Source organism: Herbaspirillum sp. FG34 (assembly GCF_057809315.1).
Genome location: NZ_JBMDJS010000007.1, coordinates 33,857 through 59,347, shown reverse-complemented (window position 1 = coordinate 59,347; position 25,491 = coordinate 33,857). Strand labels below are relative to the sequence as shown.

The following is a 25,491-nucleotide window of genomic DNA, read 5'->3' as shown; positions in this document are numbered from 1 at the left end:
CGCATTGGCGCTGCGCTGTCTGTCGGTCAATGAGTGATCCTTGATCCGTCGCAGTCCTCTCAACGGAAGAAGGAGTCGAACTGCATGTCGAATTTCTGCAGGGACTTCTGGGCGTTCTGCATCTTCTTGCGGAATTCCGGTCCGCGTCGCAGGGCCAGGCCCACGGCGAGGATGTCGATCACCACCAGGTGCGCCAGGCGCGCCGAGATGGGCGTATAGGGATCGATGTTGAAGGACAGGTCGATGGGCACCAGTACCGTGGCCAGTTCGGCCAGGGGAGTGCCGGACGGACCCAGCACGATGATGTCGGCACCGCCCTTGCGCGCCAATTGAATCGAGCGCAGCAGGGCGGCATTGCCGCCGCGCTGCGAGATCGCCACCACGCAGTCACCGGCTTTCAACAACGAGGCAGCGATGCTGTGGATGTGCGGGTCAGAGTAGGCCACCGTCGGTACACCCGAGCGGAAGAACTTGTGCTGGGCATCGTTGGCCACGATACCGGAGGTGCCCTGGCCGTAGAACTCGATCTTGTTGGCGCGCGCCAGCACGTCCAGAGCCAGCTGGATGGCGTCCGGATTCAAATGGTTGCGCAGATCCAGCAGGGTATTGATGGAGCGGCTGCAGATCTTGTTGACCAGATCGGCCGCCAGGTCATCCTGGGCCAGCGTCTCATCCGCGCCCGGCAGGGCCAGCGCCAGACTCTGCGCCAGCTTGAGCTTGAAATCATGCCAGCCCTCGTAACCGATGGCGCGGCAGAAGCGGATCACGGTCGGTTCCGACACTTCCGCATTCTTGGCCAGCGCCGTCAGGTTCTCAGCCAATGCCAGCTGCGGATTGGCGAGGATGGTCGCGGCCACTTTCTTCTCCGACTTGGAGAGGGAGTTGATGTGGGTGCGAATGGAGTCGAGCAGCATGGACATGACGTGGACCTGATGACGCTAGGGGCCGGGCCTCAGACCTCGGGCAGCGCTTCTTCGCGCCACTGCAGGCCATCGCGACCGATGAGGGCGCTGGCCGCCGCCGGTCCCCAGGTGCCGGCGTTGTAGGGCACGGGGTCGGCTTCCTGCTGGTCCCAGTAGTTCAGGATCGGTTCCACCCACTCCCAGGCGGCTTCCAGTTCGTCGCTGCGCATGAACAGGGTCAGATGGCCGCGCAGCACATCCAGCAGCAGGCGCTCGTAGGCATCCATGCGCGGGGTCTTGAATTTCTCGCGGAAGTCCAGCTCCAGTTCCACCGGGCGCAGACGCATGCCGTCGCCGGGCTGCTTGGCCATCAGGTTCATGTGCAGGCCCTCGTCGGGCTGCAGGCGGATCACCAGGCAGTTGGGCGTGTCGTTCTGGTGGGCGAAGATGGAATGCGGCACGCTCTTGAAGCGCACCACGATCTCGGCCAGCGAATCGGCCATGCGCTTGCCGGTGCGCAGGTAGAAGGGCACGCCGGCCCAGCGCCAGGTATCGATCTCGGCCTTCACGGCCACATAGGTCTCGGTGCGGGAATCGGGATTGGCATCGGCTTCCTTGCGATAGCCGGGGACGGCCACGCCATCGACGTGACCGGCGCGGTACTGGCCGCGCACCACGTTCATGGCCAGCGTGGTCGGGGTAAAGCGCTTGAGCGAGCGCAGCACCTTCAGTTTTTCGTCACGCACGGCATCGGCCGAATTGGAGACGGGCGGCTCCATGGCCACGATACACAGCAGTTGCAGCAGGTGGTTCTGCAGCATGTCGCGCAGGGCGCCGGAGGTGTCGTAGTAATCGAAGCGGCCACCCACGCCCAGCTCTTCGGCGATGGTGATCTGCACATCGGAAATCCATTCGCGGCGCCACAGCGGCTCGAACAGCACGTTGCCGAAGCGCAGCGCCAGCAGGTTCTGCACCGCCTCCTTGCCGAGGTAGTGGTCGATACGGAAGATCTGCGATTCCTGGAAGAAGCGGCCCACCTGCGCATTGATGTTGCGGGCGCTTTCCAGGTCGCGGCCCAGCGGCTTTTCCAGCACCACGCGCGAGGTTGGCGTGACCAGGCCGGCCTTGGAGAGATTCTCGCAGATGGAGGCGAACAGGCTGGGCGGCGTGGCCAGGTAGAACACGCGGGCCAGGCCGTCGACCTCGCGCAGGGCCTCTTTCAGGTGGCTGAAGCTGTCGGCTTCCCTGGCGTTGACCGAGGCGTATTGGAGGCGACCGGTGAAACGTTCCCAGACGGTGGCGTCCATGTTGGCGGCCGGTACGTGGGGTTTGGAATCCTTTTCCACCAGCTTGAGGAAATCCTCGCGCGATTTGTCGTCGCGGCCCAGGCAGATGATGCGCGCATCTGCCGGCAGGTCGCGGGCGCGATCGCGGGCGTAGAGTGCCGGCAGCAGCTTGCGCATCGACAGGTCGCCGGTGCCGCCGAATAAAACCAGATCGAAATCAGAAGTAGCCATGGTGTGTGTTGTCTCTTGTGCGTGAAGTAGCGGATCGGCGCTACGTGGTTGCTAGCCTTGCTGCGCAGCGCGGCTGGTGTCGCGGGCCTGGCGCGCCAGGGCGATCAGGGCGCTGGTGGAGGCGTCGTGCTGCGCGGCATCCGGTGCGGTGTCGGACTTCAGTTCGGCCAGGATGGTTTTGGCCAGGACCTTGCCCAGTTCCACGCCCCACTGGTCGAAACTGTTGATGCCCCAGATCGCGCCCTGCACGAAGGTCTTGTGTTCGTACAGCGCAATCATCGCGCCCAGCGCATGCGGGCTCAGTTCGGGCAGCAGCAGGGTGTTGCTGGGACGGTTGCCGTCAAAGGTTTTGTGCGGGATCAGCGCCGCGAGTTCCGCTTCCGGCAAGCCCTGCGCCTGCAGGTCGGCGCGCACTTCGTCGGCATCCTTGCCGCGCATGAAGGCTTCGGACTGCGCGAAGCAGTTCGCCAGCAGGGCTTCCTGATGCTCGGCAATGGCGTGCGAAGGCTTGAGTACGGCGATGAAATCGATGGGCGTGATGTCCGTGCCCTGGTGCAGCAGCTGGAAATAGGCGTGCTGGCCATTGGTCCCCACATCGCCCCAGATGGCCGGACAGGTCTCTACCGAGACGGGTGTACCGTCACGGGTGATGCGCTTGCCGTTGCTCTCCATGTCCAGCTGTTGCAGGTAGGCCGGGAAGAAGCGCAGCCATTGGTGATACGGGGCGATGGTGAGCGAGGCGCTGTCGAGGAAGTTGCGGTTCCAGATCCCGACCAAAGCCTGGATCACCGGCATGTTCGATTCCAGCGGGGCTTCGCGGAAATGGCGGTCCATGGCGTGGGCACCGGCCAGGAACTGCGCGAAGTGGTCGTAGCCGATCAGCAGCGCGATCGGCAGACCGATGGCCGACCACACCGAGTAACGGCCACCGACCCAGTCCCAGAAGGGGAACATGTTCGCGGTATCGATGCCGAAGGCCGAGACTTCCCCGGCATTGGTGGAGACGGCCACGAAGTGCCTGGCCAGATCTTCGGGCTTGCCATGCTGCAAGAACCACGCGCGCGCCGACTTGGCGTTGAGCATGGTTTCCTGGGTGGTGAAGGTCTTGGAGGCGACGATGAAGAGCGTGGTCTCGGGATCGATGCGCGAGAGCACCTCATCCAGATCATGGCCATCGACGTTGGACACGAAGTGCGCCGTCAGGCGCGCATGGCGATACTCGCGCAGGGCCGTGCAGACCATCTGCGGACCGAGGAAGGAGCCGCCGATGCCGATGTTGACGATGTCGGTGATCTCGCGTCCGGTATAGCCGCGCCAGGCGCCGCTGCGCACCCGCTCGGAGAAGTCGCGCATGTGCTGCAGAACGGTGTGAACCTCCGGCGCCACCGGCTGTCCGTCCACTTGGGCGGTGCGGTCATCGGCCGGTGCGCGCAAGGCCGTGTGCAGGACGGCGCGTTGTTCGGTAAAGTTGATCTTCGCGCCGCCAAACATGGCTTCGCGCAGCGCTTCCACGCCGCGCTCACGGGCCAGGCTCATCAGCAGGCCGAGCGTGTCGGCGTTGAGGCGGTTCTTGGAGTAATCCAGCAGCAGCCCGGCAGCACGCACGTGCATGCGTTCGAAACGGTCGGGCTGGCGCGCGAACAGGTCGCGCAGATGCCATTGAACTGCCGTGGCGTGATGTGCTTGCAACGCCTTGAAGGCGGCCGTGTCGGTCAGGGCGGTGGTGTGCATGAGTTGGAGGTCGGTTGGCGGTCGTGATCGGGTAGCAGCGAGGCCGTGCCGGTCATGTTCTCGGGACAACGCAGACGACTATACATCAAATGCCGTCAAAGTGGTAGTTTCACTACAGTTTATGACAGCCCCGTTACGTTGCTGCACGGCATCGGCGGGATGAACGTCAAAGTCCGAAGTGATACGGGTTTTGAAGCGCAATGATGGTGACCAATGAAAAGACGGGCAGCACTGGCCTGTCGCGGTGCTCTAAGTGTATGATTTCATTCGGCCAAAATTGTGTAGTAAAATTACAGTGTTAACGCTAACAGGAAACCGACAATGCCTCTCCACGCTACCTTAGCCAGCGTCACCCAACGCATCGCCGAACGTAGCCGTCCTTACCGGACCGCTTATCTCGAACGCCTGGAAGCGGCTCGCCGCAAGGGCGCACAGCGCGGCGCGCTGGCCTGTACCAACCTGGCGCACGGCTTCGCCGCCTTCCCTGCCAATGACAAGCTCAAGCTCAAGGAAGACAAGGCACCGTCGCTGGCCATCGTTTCGGCCTACAACGACATGCTGTCGGCGCACCAGCCCTTCGAGCGTTTCCCCCAGATTCTGAAAGATGCCGCCCGTGAAGCCGGTGCCGTGGCGCAGTTCGCCGGCGGCACTCCGGCCATGTGCGATGGTGTGACCCAGGGCCAGAGCGGCATGGAACTGTCGCTGTTCTCGCGCGACGCCATTGCCATGGCCACTGCCATCGCGCTGTCGCACAACATGTTTGATGCCGCGTTGTATCTTGGCGTGTGCGACAAGATCGTGCCGGGCCTGCTGATCGGTGCGTTGCACTTCGGCCATCTCCCTGCCGTGTTCGTGCCTGCCGGTCCGATGACCAGCGGCATGAGCAACAGCGACAAGGTCAAGATCCGCCAGCTCTACACGGCCGGCAAGATTGGCCGCGCCGAGTTGCTGGAAGCAGAATCCAAGTCCTACCACGGTGCCGGTACCTGCACCTTCTACGGCACCGCCAACAGCAACCAGATGTTGATGGAGGCCATGGGCCTGCACCTGCCGGGCGCCGCTTTCATTACGCCGAATACGCCACTGCGCGATGCGCTCACTGCGGCGGCCGCCAAGCAGGCCGCCAAGATCACCGATCTTGGTTCGCAATACACGCCGGTGGGCCGCATGATCGACGAGAAGGCCATCGTCAACGCCATCGTCGCGCTGCATGCCACGGGCGGCTCCACCAACCACACCCTGCACCTGGTGGCCATCGCCAAGGCGGCCGGCATCGTGATCGACTGGGATGACTTCGACAAGCTTTCTGCAGTGGTGCCGCTGATCACCAAGATCTATCCCAATGGCACTGCCGACGTGAACCACTTCCATGCGGCCGGTGGCACCGGCTTCGTACTGCGTGAACTGATCGACGCCGGGCTGATGCACGACGACGTCACCACCATCCTCGGCCAGGGGCTGCGTCAGCATTGCAAGGAACCGATGCTGGCGGCCGAGGGTGAGAATGGCCGTCCCGGCATCGTCACCTGGCATGATGCACCGGCCAAGAGTGGCGACGAAGGAGTGCTGGGCACGGTGGCCAAGCCGTTTGCTGCGGATGGTGGACTCAAGCTGCTGCAGGGCAACCTCGGCCGTGCGGTCATCAAGATTTCGGCAGTCAAGCCCGAGCATCGTGTGGTGGAAGCGCCGGCCGTGGTGTTCCACTCGCAGGAAGCCTTCATGGCCGCCTTCAAGGCGGGCGAGCTGGACCGTGATTTCGTGGCCGTCATCACCTTCCAGGGACCGCGCGCCAACGGCATGCCCGAGTTGCATTCGCTGACGCCGGCACTGGGCATCCTGCAGGACAAGGGGCGTCACGTGGCGCTGGTCACTGATGGCCGCATGTCGGGCGCATCGGGTAAAGTACCGGCGGCGATCCACGTCACCCCTGAAGTGCTGGGCGGTGGCCCGCTGGGCCGTGTGCGTACCGGTGACCTCATCCGTCTGGATGCCGATGCGGGTACCCTGCAAGCCAAGGTGGATGCGGCCGAGTGGGAAGCACGTGGCCAGGACAGCAGCGACCTGTCGGGAAATCAGCACGGCATGGGCCGCGAATTGTTCAGTCTGTTCCGCAACGCGGTGGGAACCGCAGAAGAGGGCGGCGCCACCTTCGGCCTGCCGCCGATTTTTGAGAAAGAGAAAGTCACGGTATGAAGACCACACTGGAAATCATGCGCGCCTCGCCGGTCATCCCGGTGATCGCCATCGACAAGTTCGAACACGCCGTGCCGCTGGCGCGCGCCCTGGTCGCGGGCGGCATCCGCGTGCTGGAAATCACCCTGCGCACCGAACACGGCCTGCCGGCCATTCGCGCCATTGCCGAGTCGGTGCCGGACGCCATCGTCGGTGTCGGTACGTTGACTTCGCCCGAAGAGTTCACGGCCTCGCGCGATGCGGGCGCGGTCTTTGGTGTCTCGCCCGGCCTGACCCCGGCGCTGATCGAAGCGGCCAAGCGCAGCGGCCTGCCGCTGCTGCCGGGCGTGATGACGCCTTCTGAAGTGATGGCGGCGCGCGAAGCGGGCTTCCGTCAGTTGAAGTTGTTCCCGGCCGTGCCGGCCGGTGGCGTGGGCATGCTCAACGGTATGGCCGGTCCCTTGTCGGACGTGTCTTTCTGTCCCACGGGCGGTATCACGCAAGAGACCGCACCGCAGTTCCTGGCCTGCAAGAACGTGGTCTGCGTGGGCGGTTCGTGGCTGACCCCGAAGGCGGCCATCGAGGCCGGTGACTGGGACAAGATCACCGAGATTGCCAAGGCGGCGGCTGCGTTGAAGAAGGCTTGAGTTTTCCACAGCCTTGAGAGAAGGCGGTCGCGGGTTTCTCAGGCCGCCTGATCGAATCAAAAAGCCTCGGTTTGCAGCCGGGGCTTTTTGTTTTGGTCATCTCCTGCTGCCCAGCCAGTAGGCTGGTAGTGCGATCATTTCGCGAGCGAGGGAATAGGCATCTCGGGCTTCAAAGTAGTTGGCATGTGCTGAATGAACGGTGTCGATGCCGACACGGTGTAGCGCGTAACGACTGCGCGGAATGTGGAAGAACTGTGTGACGACCAGGGCGCTTCGGAAACCATGGGCCTGCATGATGGCTGCGCTATTGACAGCCGTTGCCCTGGTGGTGTTGCCTTGCTCATCCAGAAGGATGGCCGAGCGGGGAACAGATTGTATTTCGCTCAGGTAGGCGGCCATGACTTGCGCCTCGCTGAAGCCTTCCTTGCCTGTGCCTCCGCTGACAATGATGCGCGGGAATATGCCTTGCCGATACAGTTCGGCAGTCTTGTCCAGCCTTGCGCGCAGGCGGTCAGAAGGTGTGCCGTCGGGCATGATCTTGGAGCCGAGTACGATGCCGACGTCGCTCTTCTGGATGTCATCGAGCAGACCGGTCAGTACGATGCCCAGCAGGGTGCTCAGGCCGATCAGGAGCACGCTTGTCGTGATGATGATGAGTCGTCTCATTGGATTGTTCAGGATCGTGGCTGCATGGTGATGAACCAGGAAAAAGGGCGGGCGCGATTGATTCGCTGCCCGCCCTTTTTCTTTACCTGCTTTTACTTTTCATTCCTTGGCGACCGCTGCCGGCACCAAAGGCGGCTGCGCTTGCTGCTTGAGCCTGTAAGCCAGGACCAGCAGAATGATCCCCAGCACGATCATCGGCACCGACAGCATCTGCCCCGCCGAGATGGTGATGCCACCGAAATGCACCTCATAATCCGGCACCCGGAAATACTCGGTGAAGAAGCGCGCGCAGCCATACAGCAGCGAGAACATGGCCGCCACCGCCATGCGTGGACGGGCATGGCGCGCGAAGATCCACAGGATGATGAACAGCAGGATGCCATCGACCAGCATCTGGTAGATCGGCGAAGGATGGCGCGGGATGTTGTCCACGTTGGGCCAGATCATCGCCCAGGGCAGCGAGGGATCGGCCGGACGGCCCGGCAGTTCGGCATTGATGAAGTTGCCCAGGCGGCCGGCCGCGTAGCCCAGCGGCACCAGCGGCGCGATGAAGTCCATGATGTCCATCAGGTTGCGCCCGCGCTTGCGTCCCCACAGGTACATCGCCAGCAGTACCCCGAGGAAGCCGCCGTGGAAGGACATGCCGCCCTTCCACACCGCGATCATGTCAGCCGGATGGGCAAAGTAATACGCCGGGTTGTAGAACAGGATCTCCCCCAGCCGCCCGCCCACTACCACCCCGAGCACGCCATAGAAGAGCATGTCGTCCAGGTCCTCCTTCTTCCAGCCGACGGCGGCGATGTGCGGTTGCTTGATGCGCAGGCGGCCCACGGCGATGAATTGAGCGAAGGCCAGCAAATACATGAGGCCGTACCAGTGGACGGCCAGCGGCCCGATGTGGATGGCGATCGGGTCGGGCATGGGGTGGACGAGCATGAGTTTGATCTTTCTGTTGTTGGGCGGAACGGCGGTTGGAACGCGCCAAGCGGCGCAAGTTCGCCGGGCGGATTCCCGTGCGTCGGGATCAGGTGGGCATCTCCAGCAGATCCAGCAGCGCGCGCAGCACGCCGGAAGGGTTGTCACGGCGCCAGGCCAGGCCGGTCTGGATCTCCGGTGCCGCATCCGAAAGCCGACGGTAGTCCACGCCAGGGCGTTTCAGATTCGACACGGATTGTGGCACAAGCGCCATTCCCATGCCAGCCGAGACCAGGCCGACGATGGTCTGCATCTGGATCGCCTCCTGGCCGATATGGGGTGTCACACCCGCATCGCGAAAGCACGACAGGATGGTGTCATGGAAGGCCGGCGCAATGCGCCGCGGGAAGATGATCAGCGGCAACTCGCGCAGGCTGTTGAGCGACACCGGGCCGCGTTTGCCGATGGCGCCTTCAGGCAACGCCGCAATCAGCGGCTCCGAGAGCACCGGGCGCACATCCAGCACGGCCGCGGCTTTCTCCGGCAACGGCGGCAGCAGCAGGCCGGCGTCGATCTTGCCCTGCATCAGGTCGTCCAGCTGGATATCGGTGGTGGCTTCGCGCAATTCGATCTGGACTTGCGGGTAGCGGGCGCGAAAGCGCTGCAGGAGCGGGGGCAGGATGCTGTAGTCCGCGCTCGATATGAAGGAAAGGGATAAAAGTCCGGAAGCGCCGCTGGCCGCGCGCCGGGCCAGGTCGGGCAGGGCGGCGGCCTGTTGCAGGATGCGCTGTACTTCCGGCAGCAGAGCTTCCCCGGCGGGCGTGAGGGCCACGCTGCGCTTGGTGCGCTGGAACAGGGGCGTGCCCAGTTGCTCTTCCAGCGCGGCGATGGTTTGCGACAGCGGTGGCTGGGTCATGTGCAGCCGGGCTGCGGCGCGACCGAAGTGCTTTTCTTCGGCGACGGCAGCAAAGTAGCGCAGCTGGCGCAATTCCAGGCGAGGATGGTCGGACATGGACTGATATGAGATCCGAATGAGTCGGGCGCCCATGATATCCCCGGCCCATCATGGCGACAAGCCGTGGCCGGGGCGATCTTTCCGTCATGGAATTTGATCTATGACAGATATACGCCGGAGCAGATAGAGGGGCGGCTGCGAAGCCGGGTAGAATAGCCCCGCCTGCGAAGCGCCTGGAGAATGCCGCTGCAGGCGTGACCGTCGTCCACTGCTTGCTGAGGAGCCCCCATGAAATACCTGTTGTTGATCGCCACCCTGGTGGCCGGTTCGGCCATTTCCGCCGAAGCCCTGGCCAATGCGCAACTGGCCAAGTCCAAGAACTGCATGGCCTGCCATTCGGTGGATGCCAAGATCGTCGGCCCCGCCTTCAAGGAAGTGGCCAAGAAATACAACGGCCAGAAGGATGCCGAAGCCAAGCTGACCCAGAAGGTCCTCAACGGCGGTAGCGGTGTCTGGGGCGCGGTCGCGATGCCGGCCAACAAGGGCCAGGTGACCGAGGCCGAGGCGAAGGAGCTGGTGAAGTGGGTGTTGAGCCTGAAGTAAGCCTCAGCAATACGCCATGAAAAAAGGAGACCGAGGTCTCCTTTTTTCATGCAACCATCGTCGCTTTCCGATCACTGTCAGCCTGGAAGGACCAGCATGAGCAAGCGTATTTCACTCTCAACGCTGCCGCCTTTTGATGCAGCCTTGTTCCTTGTTGATGAAGACAGCATTGACGTGTATCTGCGCGAGATACGTGCCAGCAACGATCCTGATTTACTGGCTAGCGCAATCGAAGATGCCGAACGTGCGCGCCTGATGAACCAGTCCGCTTGCCCGTTGGACTGACCGAACTGATTCATCACTACCTCGAGCATCTGCTTACTTCAACCACTCCCTGATCCGCCGGCTCAACACCTCGCAACTGATCCCATACCGGTCATGCAAGGTCGGCAGCGCCCCCGCATCGAGGAAGGCATCCGGCAGGCCGGCCATCTGGAAGCCCGCCGGCTGCACTCGGTGGCGCATCAGCGTGGTGGCGACGATCTCGCCGAGTCCGCCGATGACCGAATGGTTCTCGGCCACCACCACCAGGCGGTTCTTCTTCCTGACCTGTTCCACCACCGTGGCTTCGTCGAAGGGCTTGATGGTCGGGCAGTGCAGCACGCCCACGCTGACGTTGTCGGCCTCCAGCGCCTTGGCCACTTCCAGCGCGCGCATGGTCATGAAGCCGCTGGAGATGATGAGCACGTCGTTGCCGTCGCGGATTTCCCTGGCTTTGCCCAGCTCGAACTGGTAGTCGTATTCATCCAGCACCAGCGGTACGTTGCCGCGCGCCAGGCGCATGTAGACCGGCCCCTGGTGCGCCGCGATCTGCGGCACGGCCTGTTCCAGGTCCAGCGCATCGCAGGGGTCGACGATGGTCAGGCCGGGAATGGCGCGCATCATCGCCAGGTCTTCGGTGGCCTGGTGGCTGGGGCCGTAACCGGTGGTCAGGCCGGGCAGGGCGCAGCAGATCTTCACGTTCAGGTTTTCTTCGGCGATTACCTGGTGGATGAAGTCATACGCACGACGCGTGGCGAAGACCGCATAGGTGGTGGCGAAGGGCACCAGCCCTTCCTTGGCCATGCCGCCGGCCGCGGCCATCAACAACTGTTCGGCCATGCCCATCTGGAAGAAGCGCTCGGGATAGGCCTTCTGGAACAGGTGCAGGTCGGTGTATTTGGCTAGATCGGCGGTGAGACCGACGATCTCGGGACGGTCGGCGGCATACTCGACCAGGGCCTTGCCGAACGGCGCCGCCTGCACGCGCTGCCCCTCGGCGGCGATGGAGGCGATCATGGCCGACGTGGTCAGGCGCGGTTTCTTCTCTGCGACAGTGTTCATGCTTGGCTTCCTTGTTGATAAGTCTGGTCGAGAATGGACAGCGCCTGCTGCCATTCGGGCGGATCCACGCGGATGAAGTGGTTCTTCTCGCGCTGCTCCAGGAAGGGCACACCCTTGCCCATCAGGGTATCGAACAGGATCACGCGCGGCTTGGCGTCCTTCAGGTTGCGCGCATTGTCGAAGGCCTGCACCACGGCCGCCAGGTCGTTGCCATCGACCCGTTGCACGTACCAACCGAATGACGCCCACTTGTCGGCCAGCGGCTCAAAACCCATCACCTTGCTGGAAGGACCATCAGCCTGCTGGTTGTTGATGTCGACCAGGCAGATGAGATTGCCCAGCTGGTGATGCGCCGCACCCATGGCCGCTTCCCAGGTCGAGCCCTCGTCCAGTTCGCCATCGGACATGGAGTTGTAGACGAAGGCCGAATTGTTGTTGTAGCGCAGGCCCAGTGCCATGCCCACGCCGATGGCCAGGCCCTGGCCCAGCGAGCCGCCGGAGATTTCCATGCCCGGCGTATAGGTCGCCATGCCCGACATGGGCAGGCGGCTGTCGTCGCTGCCGTAGGATTCCAGCTCGGCGTCGGGGACGATGCCGGCTTCGATCAGGGCCGCATACAGCGCGATGGCGTAGTGCCCGTGCGAGAGCAGGAAGCGGTCGCGGCCGCTCCATTGCGGGTCGTCCGGACGCAACTGCATGGCGTGTTTGTAAGCCACGGCCAGCACATCGGCCCAGCCCAGCGCCTGGCCGATGTAGCCCTGCCCCTGGACCTCGCCCATGCGCACGGCATTGCGGCGGATGCGATATGCGCTGGCGCGCAGGTTTGCCAAATTGTCAGACATTGCGTGTCCTTGCTAGATGAATGAAAACGTAAAAATCACAGGAAACCCACCGAGAACCAAGGCACGAAGGCCACGATCAGCAGGCCCAGCACCAGGGCGCCCAGGTAAGGCCAGATGCGCTTGACCGCCACGTCCGGATGCACGCGGCCGATGGTGCAGGCGGCGTAGTAGCCCAGACCGAAGGGCGGCGCGAACAGGCCTACGCCCATGGAGAGGATGATGACCATGGCGTAATGCACCTCATGCACGCCAATGGCCTTGGCCACCGGGAACAGCAGGGGCGCGAACAGCACCATGGCGGGGATGCCTTCCAGCACGCTGCCCAGCACCACGAAGGCGGCAATCGACACCAGCAGGAAACCGTATTTGCCGCCCGGTACGCTGGTCATGGCCTCGGCCAGTGCATGCGAGAAGCCCGACTGCGTCAGCGCCCACGACATGCCGGTGGCCGTACCGATGATGAAGAGGATCGCGCCCGACAAGGCGGCGGTGTCGACCAGCATGGGATAGAGCCGCTTCCAGTCGAACTTGCGATACACCACCAGACCGGCCACCACCGAATAGGCGATGCCGATGGTGGAGACCTCGGTGGCCGTGGCCACGCCCTCGACCACGGCGGTACGGATCAGGATGGGCAGCAGCAGTGCGGGAAGGGCGATGATGAGCGTACGCAGCACCACGCGGCCCGGGGCGCGCTGGATGCCTTCCATGATCTCGGCACTGCGCCAGCGCGCCAGTATCGCCAGCAGCACGGCCAGCACGATGCCCGGCATGATGCCACCGGTAAACAGCGCAGCAATGGACACGCCCGCCACCGAACCGATGGTGATCAACACCAGCGAGGGCGGAATGGTCTCGGCCATGGCACCGGAGGCCGCCAGCAGCGAAATGAGTTCGCCCTCGTGATTGCCGCGGCGCTTCATCTCCGGCAGCAGCACCGGGGCCACCGCCGCCATGTCGGCGGTCTTGGCGCCGGAGATGCCCGAGACCAGCAGCATTGCGCCCAGCAGCACGTAGTTCAGGCCGCCGCGCACGTGGCCCAGCAGCGAGGCCAGGAAGTCCACCATGGCCTTGGCCATGCCGGTCATCTCCACCAGGTGTCCCAGCAGGATGAACAGCGGCACCGCCAGCAGGATCAGCGAGGACATGCCTTCATCGAAGCGCCCCGCCACCACCGCCAGCGGACTGCTGGTCACCGTCAGCATGAAGGCCACCGTGGCCAGGCCGAAGCAGAAGGCGATGGGAATGCCCATGAGCACCGACACCGCCAGTACCAGGCCGAAGAACACCACCAGGTTCCAGTTGCCGATGGCCTGCAGCCAGTCCGCGCCGAAGTACATGGCAGCGGCCACCAGCGCCAGCAAGGCCAGCACGCCCACCAGGTCGACCAGCTTCTGGCGCGAGATGCGCAGCAGCGACAGCGCGATCATCAACGCCGCACCGACCCCCACGGCGGCGGCCCGCACGGTGTTGGGCCAGCCCAGCGCCGGGGTCTGCACGAACATTTCGTCTTCGGCGTATTCCCACATCGGATGGATCAGGATGAGCAGCATCACGCAGGGCGCGATGATGGCCAGTGCTTCAGCCCAGGCTTTTCCGCGTTCGCTCAAGAAGCCCACCAGCACCGTGGTGCGCATGTGGGTGCCGCGCCGCAGGGCGACCGCTGCCCCCAGGTTGGCCAGCCACAGGAAGAGAATGGAGGCCAGCTCATCGGCCCAGGGTATCGGGTTGTTGAAGATGAAGCGCATGATCACGCCCGCCAGCAAGACCACTACCTCGCCCACCACCAGGGCCGCAGCGGGAATCTCGATGGCTACGCCCAGCCAGTGCTCCAGGCGCGCAGACAGCGAGCGCTCATCGCTGACCGGCTGCTCCAGCGAGAGGGCGCTCATCCCAGGCTCCCGACGGCGTTCTGCAGCAGCTTCCAGGCATCCTCGCCGAACTTGGCGCGCATGTCCTTGTAGAAGTTGGCCTGCGCCAGGGCCTGCTTGAAGGAGTCCTTGTCGGCCTCGATGATCTGCAAGCCCTTGCCCTGCAATTCATTGCGGGCGAAGCCGGCCAGTGCGGCGATGTCGGCGCGTTCATCGGTGGCGGCCTTGTCCAGCTCGCGGCGCACGATTTCCTGGATGTCCTTGGGCAGCTTCTCGAAGGCGCGGCGGTTGCCCAGGATCCAGTAGGCATCCCATACGTGGTTGGAGATGGTGCAGTACTTCTGTACTTCATAGAGCCGCGCGGTGCTGATGATGGCCAGCGGGTTTTCCTGTCCCTCCACCAGCCTGGTCTGCAGCGAGGAATAGACTTCGTTGAAGTTGATCGGTGTGGGGCTGGCGCCCAGGGCGGTAAACAGCGAGGTCAGCATCGGTGCTGCCGGTACGCGCAGCTTCAGTCCCTTCAGGTCGGCGGCAGTCTTGATCGGCTTGGTGGAGGTGGTGATCTGGCGGAAGCCGTTGTCCCAGGGCTTGGACATGGTGAGCAGGCCGACCTTCTCGATCTGCGCGCGCACATAGGCCCCCAGCGCACCATCCATGGCTTGCCAGACTTCCTTGTAGTCGTGGAAGGCAAAACCGGTATTGACGATGCCGGCCGCCGGCACCAGGGTGGACAGCACCACGCTGGCCTGGTTGAAGAATTCCACGCCGCCATTGCGGATCTGCGACATCAGGTCGGTATCCGAGCCCAGCTGGTTGGCCGGGAACAGCTTGATGTCCAGACGACCCCCGGTGGCTTCGCGGATGCGGTCGATGGCTTGCTGGGCACGCTTGTTGACCGGGTGCGACGGGTCCTGACCGGTGGCGAACTTGTAGTTGAACTCGGCTGCATGGGCAGGACGGGTCATGATGGAAAACAGCGGCAGGGCCGCACCGACGGCGCCGGCCTTGAGCAGTTGGCGGCGGCTCAGGGTGGTCTTGCCGGATTTGCTGTTGTCTTGGGTCATGTCAGGTCTCCTGTTTGTTCTGATGTGGTAAAGGATGCCGGCCAGGCCGGCGCACGAGCATTAAGCTGCGTTTAATGAATCAGCATTCCACCATTAACGTCCAGCGTGATGCCGGTGCAGTATTGCGAGAGATCGCTACCAAGGAAGACGCAGGCGCCGCCGATGTCATCGGCTCGGCCCAGGCGCGCCAGCGGAATGGTCTCGGCGATTTCGGCCTTCTTTTCTTCGGTGAGCTTGCCCTTGATGATGTCGGTGCCGATCAGGCCGGGGGTGATGCAGTTGACGCGGATGCCTTCCGGACCGAACTCGCGCGCCATGGCGCGCGCCAGGCCCAGCACGCCGGCCTTGGCCGCCGAATAGTGCGGACCACCCAGGATGCCGCCGCCACGCTGGGCCGACACCGAGGAGATGCAGATGATGGAACCGTTCTGTTGCGCGCGCATGGCCGGCAGCACCGCCTGCGACATGTAAAGCGTGCCACGCAGGCTGACGTCGAGGATGCGGTCATAGTCGGCGCCGGTGATCTCCAGCGTCTTGACCGGCTGGGTGATGCCGGCATTGTTGACCAGGATGTCGATGCGGCCAAAGTGCTTGAGGGCGGCGCCGATGGCGCTCTCGCAGGAAGCCTTGTCAGTGACGTCGGCCACCAGACCCAGGTGCTGGCTGCCGATGCGCGCTGCCGCCGCAGCCGGGTCGGCCTGCGCCAGATCCAGCACCACCACGCGGGCGCCTTGTTCGGCCATCAGGCGTGCCGTGGCGTAGCCCAGTCCGTTGATGCCTGCACCGCCGGTAATGACGGCAACCTTGTCCTTGAGCAGCATGTCGAGTTCTCCAGATGTTTGCGTTGAGGTGAGCAACAGCGGAGACAGCGCGGATGCGCGATGGCGCGTGCGGCCGCGCAGCATGCGAGGCAGCATGCAGGGCAGTGGACCATGTCTCCGTTTTTGTTCTGATGCGCATGGTCGGACTTTCCTCGCGTGACGACAAGCGAAGTCTCGTCATGTTAAAGTGACGGATCTTCATCTTAGCCAGAGAGCCCGTCCATGGCCGTTCTCCCGCCTCTACCCAACCTTCAGGCCTTCGAAGCGGTGGCCCGGCGCAAGAGTTTTGCGCTGGCCGCCGCCGAACTGCATCTGACGGCCTCGGCGGTGAGCCATCAGGTGGCACGTCTGGAATCCTATCTGGGCATACGTCTGTTCGAGCGCAGTGCGCATGGGGTGCGCATCACCACGGCGGGGGAAAGCTATCTGGCGCGCATCCAGGGGGCGATCTCGGCCATCACGGCGGCCTCCGTGGATGTGCGCCAGGGCGTCAACAACACGCTCTACATCCACAGCGCGCCCAGCATCGCCAGCCTGTGGCTGATGGCGCGGCTCAATGATTTCGCGCGCAATCATCCTGAGATCACCTTCAATCTTTCAGCGGCGCATTCGCAAAGCAATTTCGAACTGGGCGAAGTGGATATCGACATCCGCTACGGCATTCCCAACTGGCCGGGCCTGGTGGTGGAGCCCTTGTTCGAGGAACGCATCGTGCCCCTGGCCAGCCCGGCCTTCATGCGCGAATACAAGCTCAGGAAGCCCGCCGATCTGCTGGGTGTGAAGCTCATTCGCAGCAATGTGAGCGTGGTGCAGTGGGCCGACTGGTTCGGGGAGTTTGCGCAGGTGCGCGCGCCGGACCAGTTCGCGGTGCGCTTCGACCGCGCCCAGATGTCACTGGATGCGGCTACCCAGGGACTGGGCGTGGCGCTGGAGAGTGCGACCGTGGCCGCACGGCATATCGAGGAAAAGAAACTCAAACCGGTCTTTGGCCTGGAGCGCGCCATCAAGGTCAAGGCGCACTTTGCGGTTTATCCGGCGCACCATGCGCGGCGGCCGGCGGTGGCGGCGTTTCTGGAGTGGTTGCGCGAGCAGGCCGGTGGACAGGATTAGGGCCTGTTCACATTCAATCTGTGAGATGCGTTGCCCCCAGAAGGCGTGGTGGCAAGGCGCGCGTCAGGGCTGGTGGTGGTGCCACCAGCCCTGACGTGCAACGCGGCCAGCGCGCCTTCTGGGGGCAACCCTCCGGGAGAGGCCGCCAAGCGTCGCCTGCCGTTGTTGCAGCTCCTTGCCGTGGCACCACCACGGCGCGTCGCTGCGCCTAGGCAGACAACGCTTGGCGACCTCTCGCACTCACAGATTGAATGTGAACAGGCCCTAGAACGCATCTCACGCCTATTGATGAAATGGGTTCTACTGAGCCTCCGGGTGAGCAGCCTTCTGCTGTCGCGCCACTTCCTTGCGCTTCATGGCGAGATACGCTTCCCGGCTGAGCTCATGCAGCTGGCGGGGATATTGTTCGGTGGCGCCATACCAGGTAGTCAGGCGCTTCTCCAGCCGTTCGCCAGGCGGTGCCGTCAGGCCCGACAGATAGGCATCGATGGCCAGGTAGTAGCGCATGGTATTGCGCTCCACGGTCGCGCGGCTGCCCGAGACATAGAGCGGCTGCCCGTTGGCCTCGCGTTTGACGACGCTGAAGCCGACCTTGTCGCGGCCTGCCGTCATCAGGTAGGCCCGCAGCGCGATCCGGCTGGCCATGCCATAGGAATAGGCATAGCTGAAATGCAGGAAGGAGCGCTGCTCGTCCAGCGCAATCGCCTCGATTTCGATACGGTAGCGGGAAGTGTCCAGCGGCCCCTTGTCGGCCAGCATCGATGAGGAGAAATAATCGGCCGTACTGACCCCGCCGTGATAGCGCAGGTCGATGCGGTAGGTGTCGTCGATGTCCTGTTCGGTCTTCTTGCCGACCTGCATGCGCAGGATAGTCTGCCCACCCTCGCGCATGAGCCGGCAATACTTGGTGTTGAGGTGCAGGATGAGGATGTCGCACCAGTGCTCGGGACTGTCCAGCGAGCCGCGTACCTGGGCGAAGGGATAGGCCAGCACGGCATAGATGTCCCCCTTGACGTTGCCTCCGTCCTCGCGCGAATTCAGGTAGAGCGGGCGATGGTAGGCATTGTTGTTGAGCTCGCCCTGCAGTTCCTGGTACCGGCTCTTCAGGGCTGCCGCACCGTTCAGGGTTTGGGCATGGGCCCAGGTGCAGGCCGCCAGCACCAGGCCGGTGGCGACGATGAGGCGTGCGCGCAGGCGCGAGAACGGTGGCCGCACCTCGGACTGCTCTCGGATTTCAGTACATTCGTTCATAAGCTGGCACCTTCAGTCGGGCTCACAGCAGGCGGGACCAGACACTGGCGCCGAATTCCTTCATACGCTCGCTGAGGGGCCGCTGTTCCCACTGTTGCCTGGTGATTTCCTTGGAGGCGCCGAGATCCCGGTCGAACATGCTTTTCATCTGTACGCCGAATTGCGGGCTGAGGATCACGGCATTGATTTCCTGGTTGTAGACGAAGCTGCGCCAGTCCAGATTGGTGGAGCCGATGGTGGACCACACGCCATCAATGAGCGCGGTCTTGGAGTGCAGCAGCGCGTCCTGGCGTTCGTAGATGCGTACGCCCGCTTCCAGCAGTTCGCTGTAGAAGGAGCGCGAGGCGTACAGCACCAGCGAGGAATCGCTGTGCGAAGGCAGGATCAGGCGCACGTCCACCCCGCGTCGGGCGGCCGCCTTGAGCGAGTCGCGCAGTTGCGGATCGGGCACGAAGTAGGCGTTGGTCAGGTAGATCGTGCTTTCCGCATGCTGGATGGCCGAGATGAAGGTGGCGTAGATGATGCTGTAGGGATCGTCGGGCGAGCTGCCGATGGCGCGCACGATCTCGTTGCCGGCCGGTGCTACCGGCGGGAAGTAGCGGTGCTCGCCGAGGTCGGGGCCGCGCTGCCGGCCCCAGGTCTCGATGAAGAGTTTCTGGAATTCCAGCGCCACCGGACCATCGATGCGTACCTGCGTATCACGCCAGGGGATTTTCTGGCCCTGCTGGTCGAGCTGCGGCTTCTTCCTGCGGGTACTGAAGGAACCGCTGGAGTAGACGCTGCTGATGTTGATGCCGCCCACGAAGGCGGTCTTGCCGTCCACCACCAGCAGCTTGCGATGATCGCGCTGATTGACTTCCCAGTCCTTGCGGACCTGGGTGGGATTGATGGGGTTGTACTCCAGCACGTGAATGCCGGCATCGATCATGGGCTGGAAGAATTCACGCGGGGTATTGATGCAGCCTACGCTGTCGTACATCAGGTTGACCTGCACGCCTTTGCGCTGCATGGCGATGAGGAGATCGGCGAACTGGCGGCCGACCTCGTCATCTTCCATGATGTAGGTTTCCATGTTGATGTGGTGGCGCGCGCCCTCGATGGCTTGCCGCATGGAGGCATAGGTGGCCGGACCATCGATCAACAGGGTCACCTTGTTGCCGGTGACCAGCGGCGCGCCGGTGATGGCACCCTCGATGGCCACGTGCCGGTCCAGCAAGGTGTTGTCGGCATTCTGCGCGCGCAGCCGGTCCAGCACGGCCTTGGCCTGTGCCTCGGTGAGCACGCCGCGTCCGCCCTTCATCTGGATGCTGCGGGCCGATTGCGTGTCCATGTCGGGCACGATGGTGGGCAAGGAACTGCAAGCGGCCAGCAGGAGCGAACTCAGCAGCAACAGCAGCCATAGCAGCCATGTGGCGCACCCGCTCCTCAGGTGGATTTTCTTGTTGGTCATGGAAGTATCCCGGTTGGGCGCGGCCATGCAGCCCGACGCGGTGGGGCATCTGCAGGCAGGGCCGTGCGCACGAGTATAGGCCCGGCTGCCGCGCTGTTGCGCGGCGCCAGGCACGAATCGGAACTGTCCTACAGAGAAAAGCGGGGGCTGCCTACAGGATGGCGCGGCAGGTGTTGTCTGCCTGCCGCCGCAGCGATCAATAAACGTCGCGACGATAGCGGTTCTGTTCGATCAGGGCATGCAGGCCGGCCTCGCCCAGCAGGTCGGTGAGGACGGCATCGACCCCGGCGGCCATGCCTTCCAGGCTGCCACAGACATAGATCACCGCGCCCTGGGCCAGCCATCGGTGCAGTTCAGGTGCGGCCTCGCGCAGGCGGTCCTGCACATACAGGCGTTGCCCCTGGTCGCGCGAGAAGGCCAGGTCCAGTCGGGCCAGGTGACCCTGTTCCAGCCAGGCCTGCAATTCATCGCGATACAAGTAGTCGGCACGTTCGTTGCGTTCGCCAAACAGCAGCCAGTTGCGCGTCTTCGTTTCTCCGTGCTGCAGGCGGGCGCGCAGATGGCTGCGCAAGCCGGCCAGGCCGGAACCGTTGCCGATGAAGATGGCAGGGGTGTCGGCGGGCACGGGAGCGAAGCCGGCGTTTTCCACCAGACGCAGGTCGACCGCTGCATCGCTTGGTGCAAATTCGGTCAGCCAGCCCGAGGCCAGTCCCAGTCCATCTTCATGCCGGACCTGGCGCACCAGCAGGTGCACGGCACCATCCTGTGGCACCGAGGCCACCGAATACGAACGCGCGGCCAGCGGCTGCAACTGGTCGGCCAGGGCCTGTGCCTGGCGCTCGGGATGCAGCGGCAGGACGCTGCAGGCCAGGGCCTCGGCCAGCGTCCGTACTTGCCCTTGATGTTTCACCATGGCGGCGCCATCGAGTTGCAGGCGCTGCAGCAGCAGGGCGACACGATCCGGCGCGTGGCGCGGCAGGATCTCCACCAGGGCACCGGCTTGCCAGTCGGGCAGGGCACTGTCCTGCGCTTGCAATTCGAGGTGGTACAGCGCTGCGCCCTGGCTGCCCGGATTCATCAGGACGCGGCGCTTCAGCCGCCAGGTCTGCCAGGTCGGGCCCGTGGTGGGCAGGAGCTCGGCCACCCGGGTTTGCAGGCCGTGGGCGGCCAGTTCGTTTTCCCATTTGCGCAGCGCTACGCCGGCCATGCGGTCGACTTCGATCAGCGGGAACAGGGGCTGGGCGCCGCACTGGCGCAGACCGTGGTCGAGCGTGTGACCGAATCCGCAGAACTGCGCATAGTGACGGTCGCCCAGGGCCAGGATGGCGTAGTGCACGTGCGTCAGCGACTGGCCTGGCGCCTGGCGCAGGCGCTTCTCGAAGCCGCGCGCGCTGTCCGGGGCATCGCCTTCGCCGAAGGTGCTGGCGATGAAGAGGATGCGGCGGTGATGGCGCAGGCTTTCCGGCGTGCATTGCGCCAGTGATTGCAGATGCACGGCGGTACCGCTGCGGCGCAGTCCGGCGGCGGTATGCAGGGCGATGCGCTCGGCCTGGCCGGTCTGCGAGGCATAGGCCACCAGCACCGGTTCGGCGTCGCCCTGGTTGGCCGTGTCGCCCAGGCCGGCACGTTCGGCGCGCAGGGCGGCTTTCTTGCGGCGACGATCCAGGTACAGCAGCCAGCCGGTGATGCCGAAGAGCGGCATCATCAGACTGGCGATGGCCATGATGATGCGGCCCGGCAGGCCGAAGTAGCTGCCCATGTGCAGCGGGTAGATGGCGGCGATGAGCTTGCCGCCCTTGCTCTTGTCTTCGTAGCGCTCCAGTTGCCGGATCTCGCCACTTTGCGGCAGCACCACCATGCGGCTGCGGGCGCGCTCATGGGGCGCAGCGTGATCGAGGAAGAAGATCTGCACCGGCTGGGAGCCCTGTTCCGGCAGGCGCAACTGCGCACTGCGGTAGTCCGGCGCCTTGCTGAGGAAGCTGTTCCAGACCCGGGTCAGGTCCAGCGGCACGACCTGGTCCGATGCCGGGTTCTTCCGGCCCTCGCCGCGCTGCATGGGCGGCCGACGGCTCTCGCCGGCCAGCGTGTTGACGCCGTCCTTGAACCAGTCCAGCGCCCAGTAGGCGCCGGTGGTGGCCAGCAGCACATACATCACCAGCGACCAGGTACCGATGACCGAATGCAGGTTCCACAGGAAGGAGCGTCCCTGCAGCTGGAAGTCCAGTCGCAGCCAGGCGCGCAGCGACAAGGGGCGACGCGGCCAGCGCAGGTACAGGCCCGAGAGCGCCAGCATCAGCAGCGACAGCGCCAGCGTACCCAGCACGATCTTGCCGATCTCGGTAGGCAGCAGCAGCCAGCGGTGGAAACGTTCGACCAGTTCGAAGAAAGCCGCGCCTGTCACCGGCGGCAGCAGCGCGCCCGTATAGGGATCGGCATAGCGCGCCTCACCGCGCCGCACGCCCGGTGGCGGGGCGAATACCACGCGCACCGAGGCGCCCGCGTCGGTACTCAGGGTCAGGGTCGTGACACGTCGCTGCGGTTGGGCCTCGTGCAGCTTGTCCAGCAGTTGCTGGGGCGTGAGCGTGGCTTGCTGGCGTACCTCGACGTGCATCACGCCAGGGCTCATGGCCTCCATGATTTCCTCGCGGAAAGCCAGGACGGCGCCGGTCACGCCGATGGTCATCAACAGGGTGCCGGCGGTAATGCCGATGAACCAGTGCAACTGGAACCAGATCTTCTTGAACATGTATCACTAAAGCGGCGAGGGCGCATGCGCCTTGTTGGTCTTGTCAGCCGTGCCGCAGCGGGGGCGGTCGGCGGGGCAGGCCGCTATTATAGTTCAGATGAAAATGATTCTTATTGTTGTCTCGGGCGGGGCAGTGTAAGGCGCTGTCCACAAAACTTTTCGAGATTCCCCGCCAATTTGCTAGCCAAAAATGATTTGCCCGCGCGACTGGTTACGCTGGCGAGCCACGCCAGGAGCGACTGTTGCCGGTAACTCTCCTGCCATGTTCAAAAAATTCTTTTGACGGAATATGTCTTTGGAGGAATATTCGATGCAATGCGATGTAGAATTCACTGACGAATTCGAGCGTTGGTGGGAGCAACTCGACGAGGCCGAACAGATTTCCGTTGCCGCCTGCGTCGGCCTGCTGGAGAAGAACGGAACGGCGCTCAGGTATCCCTACAGTTCGGGAATTTCCGGTTCCAGGCATGCGCACATGAGGGAGCTCCGGATGCAGCACAGGGGGCGACCTTACCGCGTCTTCTACGCATTTGATCCGCAGCGGCATGCGATTCTGTTGATCGGCGGGGTCAAGAGCGGCAATCAGCGTTGGTACGAGCAATACGTCCCGCTCGCGGACAAGCTCTACGACGATCATCTCGACACATTGAGCAAGGAGGCAATCGACCATGGCAAAAAAGTTTAGCGAACTGCGCGCCCGCATGCGACCGGAGGCGCAACTGCAGGCAGAGGCAAGAACGGAATCCATGCAGACCAGCATCAAGCTGCAAGCCTTGCGCAAGCGCTTGCAAGTCACGCAGGCCAGTCTGGCAGAGCGCCTGCAGGTGCAGCAAGCCGCCATCTCGAAGATGGAAAGCCGGGATGATCTGCTGGTCAGCAGCGTCATGGATTTCGTGCGGGGTCTGGGCGGGCAGTTGGTCTTGACGGCCACGTTCCCCGACAAGACCAGCTTCGACCTGACGCCGGAACCGGTGAAGCTCGGGCGTCCGAACATGGCCGTTTCTGAAAAGCCGCGCGCCAGGATCCGCCGTCCCCGCAAGACCCCCTGAAGCATTTCCTCCTCAGCGGGCAGCCAGGCACAGGGATGGCCGCATCATCCCAGCATCATCTTCAGCATGGTCCGGGTCAACACACTGCCCGCATCCGCAGCCACATCCACCACGCTCAGGTGGTGCTGACCCGGCAGCGCCACCACTTCCACGGCATGCCCCGACTGGCGCAGGGTGGTCGCATAGAGGTCACGCTGGCGCAGGAATTCCGCTGACTCTTCCGCGCCCGCACACAGCAGGGCCTGTACGCCATTGGGCATGGCCAGCAATTGCGGGCTGGCCTGCTGGGCGTCCGAGGGCGAGAGGTGCAGCACTTCATTGAGATAGGACAGTCGCACCGGTTCCAGGTCATAGATGCCGCTGATGCCGCACACGCCGCGCACGGGCGCTGCGCCCAGCGAGGCGATCAGCGCGGCCAGGTGGGCGCCGGCGGAGTGGCCCATGAGCCAGATCGCATCCGGATCAAAGCGCAGTGCCGCCGCCTTGGCATAGAGCAGGCGCAGCGCGCGGCCGCAGTCGGCGGCGATGTCGCCCATGCGCGCCTGCGGTGCCAGCCGGTAATTGATGAGGGCCACGTTGATGTCCTGCGCCAGATAGGGCAGAGCAATCTGGCTGAACTGGTGCTTGTCCAGCGAGCGCCAGTAGCCGCCGTGGATGAACACCAGCAGCGGCCGGCCATTGGTGCTTCCGGGAAAGAAATCCAGGGTCTGCAGCGCGTCCTCGCCATAGGGCACATCGGCCAGGTGCGGATGGGCTTGCCGCGCCGCTTCTCCCTGGCGGGCGAAACGGTCGAACCAGTCCTGGAAATCGGTGATGCGCAGACGCACGTTGTACTGCTGGTCCAACGCCTGGCGGTCATAGTTGCGATAGATGTGCATGTGTCTCCTCCCTTGCCTTGCGGCCAGTGTCTTGGTTCCGGTTCAGATACCGCCCGGATTCATTCTGCAAAGTGCGCCGAGATCAGGTTGCGCAGCCAGACATTGCCCTCGTCCTGATTGTAACGGCGATGCCAGAACATGTTGGTCTGCAGCGCCGGCAGGCGCAGCGGTGGCTTGATGTAACGCAGCCCGAAGGGCGCAGCCGCACTTTCGGCCAGCTTGCGCGGCACGGTCACGACCAGGGCCGTGGTACTGACGATATAGGGCACCGCCGTGAAGTGCGGTACGCGGAAGCGCACACTGGGCAGGATGCCGGCCTTTTCCAGGTTCTGGTTGATGCGGTCGTAGGGACTCTCCAGCGAGGACACCATCAGATGCTCGGCCGCCAGGAACTCCTTGAGACCCACTTCGCCACGCCGGTCCAGCACATGACCGAGGCGGAACATGCTGACGTATTCCTGGCGGAACAGCCGCCGTTGATAGAGCGCCTCCGACAGATTGTCGAAGGCGCCGATGGCCAGGTCCACCCGGCCTGCTTCCATTTCGCGCTTCAGATCGACGGCGCCGGCGCGCACGGTGGACAGGCTCACCCCCGGCGCGACTTCGGCACAGGCCTCGACCAGACGCGGCATGAAATACACCTCGCCGACGTCGGTCATGGCGATGGTAAAGCGGCGCTCGCTGGTCTGGGGGGCAAAACCTTCCTGCCGGTTGAGCGCGCGGGCGACTTGTTGCAGCGCCGCAGCCACCGGCTCGGCCAGCTGCTCGGCAAACGGTGTGGGCTGCATGCCTTGCGCCGTGCGCACGAACAGCTCGTCGCCGAAACTGCGCCGCAGTCGCGCCAGCGCATTGGACACGGCCGGCTGCGACAGCCCCAGCCGACGCGCCACCGAGGAAATCTGGCGTTCCTGGAACACCTCCTGGAAAACCACCAGCAGGTTGAGGTCGATGTCACGCGGTTCGATGAGGGGCATGGTC

23 protein-coding genes are annotated in these 25,491 nt (G+C 63.9%); 7 read left to right on the top strand and 16 right to left on the bottom strand.

All coding sequences use genetic code 11. The features are described 5' to 3' along the window. Positions 1-59: 59 nt before the first annotated feature. The 3 genes from ACODSZ_RS10945 to pgi are packed head-to-tail and all read right to left on the bottom strand — an operon-like array spanning position 60 to position 4,150. On the bottom strand, positions 60-914 hold the full coding sequence (locus ACODSZ_RS10945; protein ID WP_034310514.1) for an SIS domain-containing protein: 855 nt from the start codon (positions 912-914) through the stop codon (positions 60-62). A 38-nt stretch (positions 915-952) separates the two neighbouring features. Further along, the gene (zwf, locus tag ACODSZ_RS10940) at positions 953-2,419 is read right to left on the bottom strand and encodes a glucose-6-phosphate dehydrogenase (RefSeq protein ID WP_008326210.1); all 1,467 of its coding nucleotides are present in this window, start codon (positions 2,417-2,419) and stop codon (positions 953-955) included. Between the two features lie 51 nt (positions 2,420-2,470). Then, positions 2,471-4,150, bottom strand: a complete 1,680-nt coding sequence (gene pgi, locus ACODSZ_RS10935) for a glucose-6-phosphate isomerase (RefSeq protein WP_488927576.1) — start codon at positions 4,148-4,150, stop codon at positions 2,471-2,473. A 321-nt stretch (positions 4,151-4,471) separates the two neighbouring features. Here pgi and edd point away from each other — a divergent pair, with 321 nt between their 5' ends. Together edd and ACODSZ_RS10925 are read left to right on the top strand one after the other, a co-directional pair. Further along, positions 4,472-6,343, top strand: coding sequence for a phosphogluconate dehydratase (gene edd, locus ACODSZ_RS10930; protein WP_008326212.1), 1,872 nt, complete (start codon positions 4,472-4,474; stop codon positions 6,341-6,343). Next, entirely contained in the window at positions 6,340-6,969 is a 630-nt protein-coding gene (locus ACODSZ_RS10925; protein ID WP_488927575.1) for a bifunctional 4-hydroxy-2-oxoglutarate aldolase/2-dehydro-3-deoxy-phosphogluconate aldolase, read from the top strand. Before edd ends, ACODSZ_RS10925 begins: the two co-directional genes overlap by 4 nt. A gap of 96 nt (positions 6,970-7,065) precedes the next feature. Here the strand turns inward: ACODSZ_RS10925 and ACODSZ_RS10920 are convergent, their stop codons facing one another. From ACODSZ_RS10920 to ACODSZ_RS10910, 3 genes are all read right to left on the bottom strand, one after another. Further along, positions 7,066-7,635 carry a YdcF family protein gene (locus ACODSZ_RS10920; protein ID WP_488927574.1) on the bottom strand — a complete coding sequence of 190 codons (570 nt, stop codon included), beginning with the start codon at positions 7,633-7,635 and terminating at the stop codon, positions 7,066-7,068. A gap of 99 nt (positions 7,636-7,734) precedes the next feature. Then, positions 7,735-8,571, bottom strand: a complete 837-nt coding sequence (gene lgt / locus ACODSZ_RS10915; protein WP_008326215.1) for a prolipoprotein diacylglyceryl transferase — start codon at positions 8,569-8,571, stop codon at positions 7,735-7,737. Positions 8,572-8,659: 88 nt separating this feature from the next. Then, a complete protein-coding gene (locus tag ACODSZ_RS10910; RefSeq protein WP_175342811.1) occupies positions 8,660-9,562 on the bottom strand; it encodes a LysR family transcriptional regulator in 903 nt (300 codons plus the stop codon). Between the two features lie 231 nt (positions 9,563-9,793). Here ACODSZ_RS10910 and ACODSZ_RS10905 point away from each other — a divergent pair, with 231 nt between their 5' ends. Next, complete coding sequence (locus ACODSZ_RS10905; protein ID WP_008326217.1) at positions 9,794-10,108, top strand: c-type cytochrome; 315 nt, start codon at positions 9,794-9,796, stop codon at positions 10,106-10,108. 96 nt (positions 10,109-10,204) lie between these two features. After that, positions 10,205-10,393 carry a helix-turn-helix domain-containing protein gene (locus ACODSZ_RS10900; protein ID WP_488927573.1) on the top strand — a complete coding sequence of 63 codons (189 nt, stop codon included), beginning with the start codon at positions 10,205-10,207 and terminating at the stop codon, positions 10,391-10,393. Positions 10,394-10,426: 33 nt separating this feature from the next. Here ACODSZ_RS10900 and ACODSZ_RS10895 read toward each other — a convergent pair whose 3' ends face one another. From ACODSZ_RS10895 to ACODSZ_RS10875, 5 genes are all read right to left on the bottom strand, one after another. Continuing rightward, positions 10,427-11,431: a transketolase family protein gene (locus ACODSZ_RS10895; RefSeq protein WP_175342813.1), complete on the bottom strand. Its 1,005-nt coding sequence runs from the start codon at positions 11,429-11,431 to the stop codon at positions 10,427-10,429. Continuing rightward, complete coding sequence (locus ACODSZ_RS10890; RefSeq protein WP_488927572.1) at positions 11,428-12,273, bottom strand: transketolase; 846 nt, start codon at positions 12,271-12,273, stop codon at positions 11,428-11,430. Before ACODSZ_RS10890 ends, ACODSZ_RS10895 begins: the two co-directional genes overlap by 4 nt. Positions 12,274-12,308: 35 nt before the next feature. Next, entirely contained in the window at positions 12,309-14,165 is a 1,857-nt protein-coding gene (locus ACODSZ_RS10885; protein ID WP_008326232.1) for a TRAP transporter large permease, read from the bottom strand. Next, a complete protein-coding gene (locus ACODSZ_RS10880) occupies positions 14,162-15,208 on the bottom strand; it encodes a TRAP transporter substrate-binding protein (protein WP_008326233.1) in 1,047 nt (348 codons plus the stop codon). The genes ACODSZ_RS10885 and ACODSZ_RS10880 overlap by 4 nt, the downstream gene beginning before the upstream one ends. Before the next feature lie 71 nt (positions 15,209-15,279). Beyond that, on the bottom strand, positions 15,280-16,029 hold the full coding sequence (locus ACODSZ_RS10875; protein WP_488927571.1) for an SDR family NAD(P)-dependent oxidoreductase: 750 nt from the start codon (positions 16,027-16,029) through the stop codon (positions 15,280-15,282). Between the two features lie 222 nt (positions 16,030-16,251). Here ACODSZ_RS10875 and ACODSZ_RS10870 point away from each other — a divergent pair, with 222 nt between their 5' ends. After that, positions 16,252-17,139: a LysR substrate-binding domain-containing protein gene (locus tag ACODSZ_RS10870; RefSeq protein WP_175342816.1), complete on the top strand. Its 888-nt coding sequence runs from the start codon at positions 16,252-16,254 to the stop codon at positions 17,137-17,139. A 300-nt stretch (positions 17,140-17,439) separates the two neighbouring features. Here the strand turns inward: ACODSZ_RS10870 and ACODSZ_RS10865 are convergent, their stop codons facing one another. The 3 genes from ACODSZ_RS10865 to ACODSZ_RS10855 form a co-directional block, all read right to left on the bottom strand. After that, positions 17,440-18,390 carry a hypothetical protein gene (locus ACODSZ_RS10865; protein WP_488927570.1) on the bottom strand — a complete coding sequence of 317 codons (951 nt, stop codon included), beginning with the start codon at positions 18,388-18,390 and terminating at the stop codon, positions 17,440-17,442. A 22-nt stretch (positions 18,391-18,412) separates the two neighbouring features. Further along, positions 18,413-19,840 (bottom strand): cardiolipin synthase, encoded by a 1,428-nt coding sequence (gene cls, locus ACODSZ_RS10860; protein WP_488927569.1) that lies wholly within the window; start codon positions 19,838-19,840, stop codon positions 18,413-18,415. A gap of 196 nt (positions 19,841-20,036) precedes the next feature. After that, complete coding sequence (locus tag ACODSZ_RS10855) at positions 20,037-22,586, bottom strand: PepSY domain-containing protein (RefSeq protein ID WP_488927568.1); 2,550 nt, start codon at positions 22,584-22,586, stop codon at positions 20,037-20,039. A 310-nt stretch (positions 22,587-22,896) separates the two neighbouring features. On the opposite strand from ACODSZ_RS10855, the gene ACODSZ_RS10850 reads away from it, so the two are divergent. Both ACODSZ_RS10850 and ACODSZ_RS10845 read left to right on the top strand, forming a co-directional pair. Then, a complete protein-coding gene (locus tag ACODSZ_RS10850; protein WP_175344886.1) occupies positions 22,897-23,271 on the top strand; it encodes a type II toxin-antitoxin system RelE/ParE family toxin in 375 nt (124 codons plus the stop codon). Then, positions 23,255-23,635, top strand: coding sequence for a helix-turn-helix domain-containing protein (locus ACODSZ_RS10845; RefSeq protein ID WP_175344887.1), 381 nt, complete (start codon positions 23,255-23,257; stop codon positions 23,633-23,635). The genes ACODSZ_RS10850 and ACODSZ_RS10845 overlap by 17 nt, the downstream gene beginning before the upstream one ends. A 44-nt stretch (positions 23,636-23,679) precedes the next feature. On the opposite strand, the gene ACODSZ_RS10840 is transcribed toward ACODSZ_RS10845, so the two are convergent. Both ACODSZ_RS10840 and ACODSZ_RS10835 read right to left on the bottom strand, forming a co-directional pair. Next, positions 23,680-24,513 carry an alpha/beta hydrolase gene (locus ACODSZ_RS10840; protein WP_008326249.1) on the bottom strand — a complete coding sequence of 278 codons (834 nt, stop codon included), beginning with the start codon at positions 24,511-24,513 and terminating at the stop codon, positions 23,680-23,682. 59 nt (positions 24,514-24,572) lie between these two features. Continuing rightward, on the bottom strand, positions 24,573-25,487 hold the full coding sequence (locus ACODSZ_RS10835; RefSeq protein ID WP_008326250.1) for a LysR substrate-binding domain-containing protein: 915 nt from the start codon (positions 25,485-25,487) through the stop codon (positions 24,573-24,575). Positions 25,488-25,491: the final 4 nt, after the last annotated feature.

What these genes read in the sequence shown, in the direction of transcription:
- ACODSZ_RS10945 (WP_034310514.1), bottom strand. Translation starts at nt 914, where the DNA reads ATGCTGCTCGACTCCATTCGCACCCACATCAACTCCCTCTCCAAGTCG.
- zwf (WP_008326210.1), bottom strand. Translation starts at nt 2,419, where the DNA reads ATGGCTACTTCTGATTTCGATCTGGTTTTATTCGGCGGCACCGGCGAC.
- pgi (WP_488927576.1), bottom strand. Translation starts at nt 4,150, where the DNA reads ATGCACACCACCGCCCTGACCGACACGGCCGCCTTCAAGGCGTTGCAA.
- edd (WP_008326212.1), top strand. Translation starts at nt 4,472, where the DNA reads ATGCCTCTCCACGCTACCTTAGCCAGCGTCACCCAACGCATCGCCGAA.
- ACODSZ_RS10925 (WP_488927575.1), top strand. Translation starts at nt 6,340, where the DNA reads ATGAAGACCACACTGGAAATCATGCGCGCCTCGCCGGTCATCCCGGTG.
- ACODSZ_RS10920 (WP_488927574.1), bottom strand. Translation starts at nt 7,635, where the DNA reads ATGAGACGACTCATCATCATCACGACAAGCGTGCTCCTGATCGGCCTG.
- lgt (WP_008326215.1), bottom strand. Translation starts at nt 8,571, where the DNA reads ATGCTCGTCCACCCCATGCCCGACCCGATCGCCATCCACATCGGGCCG.
- ACODSZ_RS10910 (WP_175342811.1), bottom strand. Translation starts at nt 9,562, where the DNA reads ATGTCCGACCATCCTCGCCTGGAATTGCGCCAGCTGCGCTACTTTGCT.
- ACODSZ_RS10905 (WP_008326217.1), top strand. Translation starts at nt 9,794, where the DNA reads ATGAAATACCTGTTGTTGATCGCCACCCTGGTGGCCGGTTCGGCCATT.
- ACODSZ_RS10900 (WP_488927573.1), top strand. Translation starts at nt 10,205, where the DNA reads ATGAGCAAGCGTATTTCACTCTCAACGCTGCCGCCTTTTGATGCAGCC.
- ACODSZ_RS10895 (WP_175342813.1), bottom strand. Translation starts at nt 11,431, where the DNA reads ATGAACACTGTCGCAGAGAAGAAACCGCGCCTGACCACGTCGGCCATG.
- ACODSZ_RS10890 (WP_488927572.1), bottom strand. Translation starts at nt 12,273, where the DNA reads ATGTCTGACAATTTGGCAAACCTGCGCGCCAGCGCATATCGCATCCGC.
- ACODSZ_RS10885 (WP_008326232.1), bottom strand. Translation starts at nt 14,165, where the DNA reads ATGAGCGCCCTCTCGCTGGAGCAGCCGGTCAGCGATGAGCGCTCGCTG.
- ACODSZ_RS10880 (WP_008326233.1), bottom strand. Translation starts at nt 15,208, where the DNA reads ATGACCCAAGACAACAGCAAATCCGGCAAGACCACCCTGAGCCGCCGC.
- ACODSZ_RS10875 (WP_488927571.1), bottom strand. Translation starts at nt 16,029, where the DNA reads ATGCTGCTCAAGGACAAGGTTGCCGTCATTACCGGCGGTGCAGGCATC.
- ACODSZ_RS10870 (WP_175342816.1), top strand. Translation starts at nt 16,252, where the DNA reads ATGGCCGTTCTCCCGCCTCTACCCAACCTTCAGGCCTTCGAAGCGGTG.
- ACODSZ_RS10865 (WP_488927570.1), bottom strand. Translation starts at nt 18,390, where the DNA reads ATGAACGAATGTACTGAAATCCGAGAGCAGTCCGAGGTGCGGCCACCG.
- cls (WP_488927569.1), bottom strand. Translation starts at nt 19,840, where the DNA reads ATGACCAACAAGAAAATCCACCTGAGGAGCGGGTGCGCCACATGGCTG.
- ACODSZ_RS10855 (WP_488927568.1), bottom strand. Translation starts at nt 22,586, where the DNA reads ATGTTCAAGAAGATCTGGTTCCAGTTGCACTGGTTCATCGGCATTACC.
- ACODSZ_RS10850 (WP_175344886.1), top strand. Translation starts at nt 22,897, where the DNA reads ATGCAATGCGATGTAGAATTCACTGACGAATTCGAGCGTTGGTGGGAG.
- ACODSZ_RS10845 (WP_175344887.1), top strand. Translation starts at nt 23,255, where the DNA reads ATGGCAAAAAAGTTTAGCGAACTGCGCGCCCGCATGCGACCGGAGGCG.
- ACODSZ_RS10840 (WP_008326249.1), bottom strand. Translation starts at nt 24,513, where the DNA reads ATGCACATCTATCGCAACTATGACCGCCAGGCGTTGGACCAGCAGTAC.
- ACODSZ_RS10835 (WP_008326250.1), bottom strand. Translation starts at nt 25,487, where the DNA reads ATGCCCCTCATCGAACCGCGTGACATCGACCTCAACCTGCTGGTGGTT.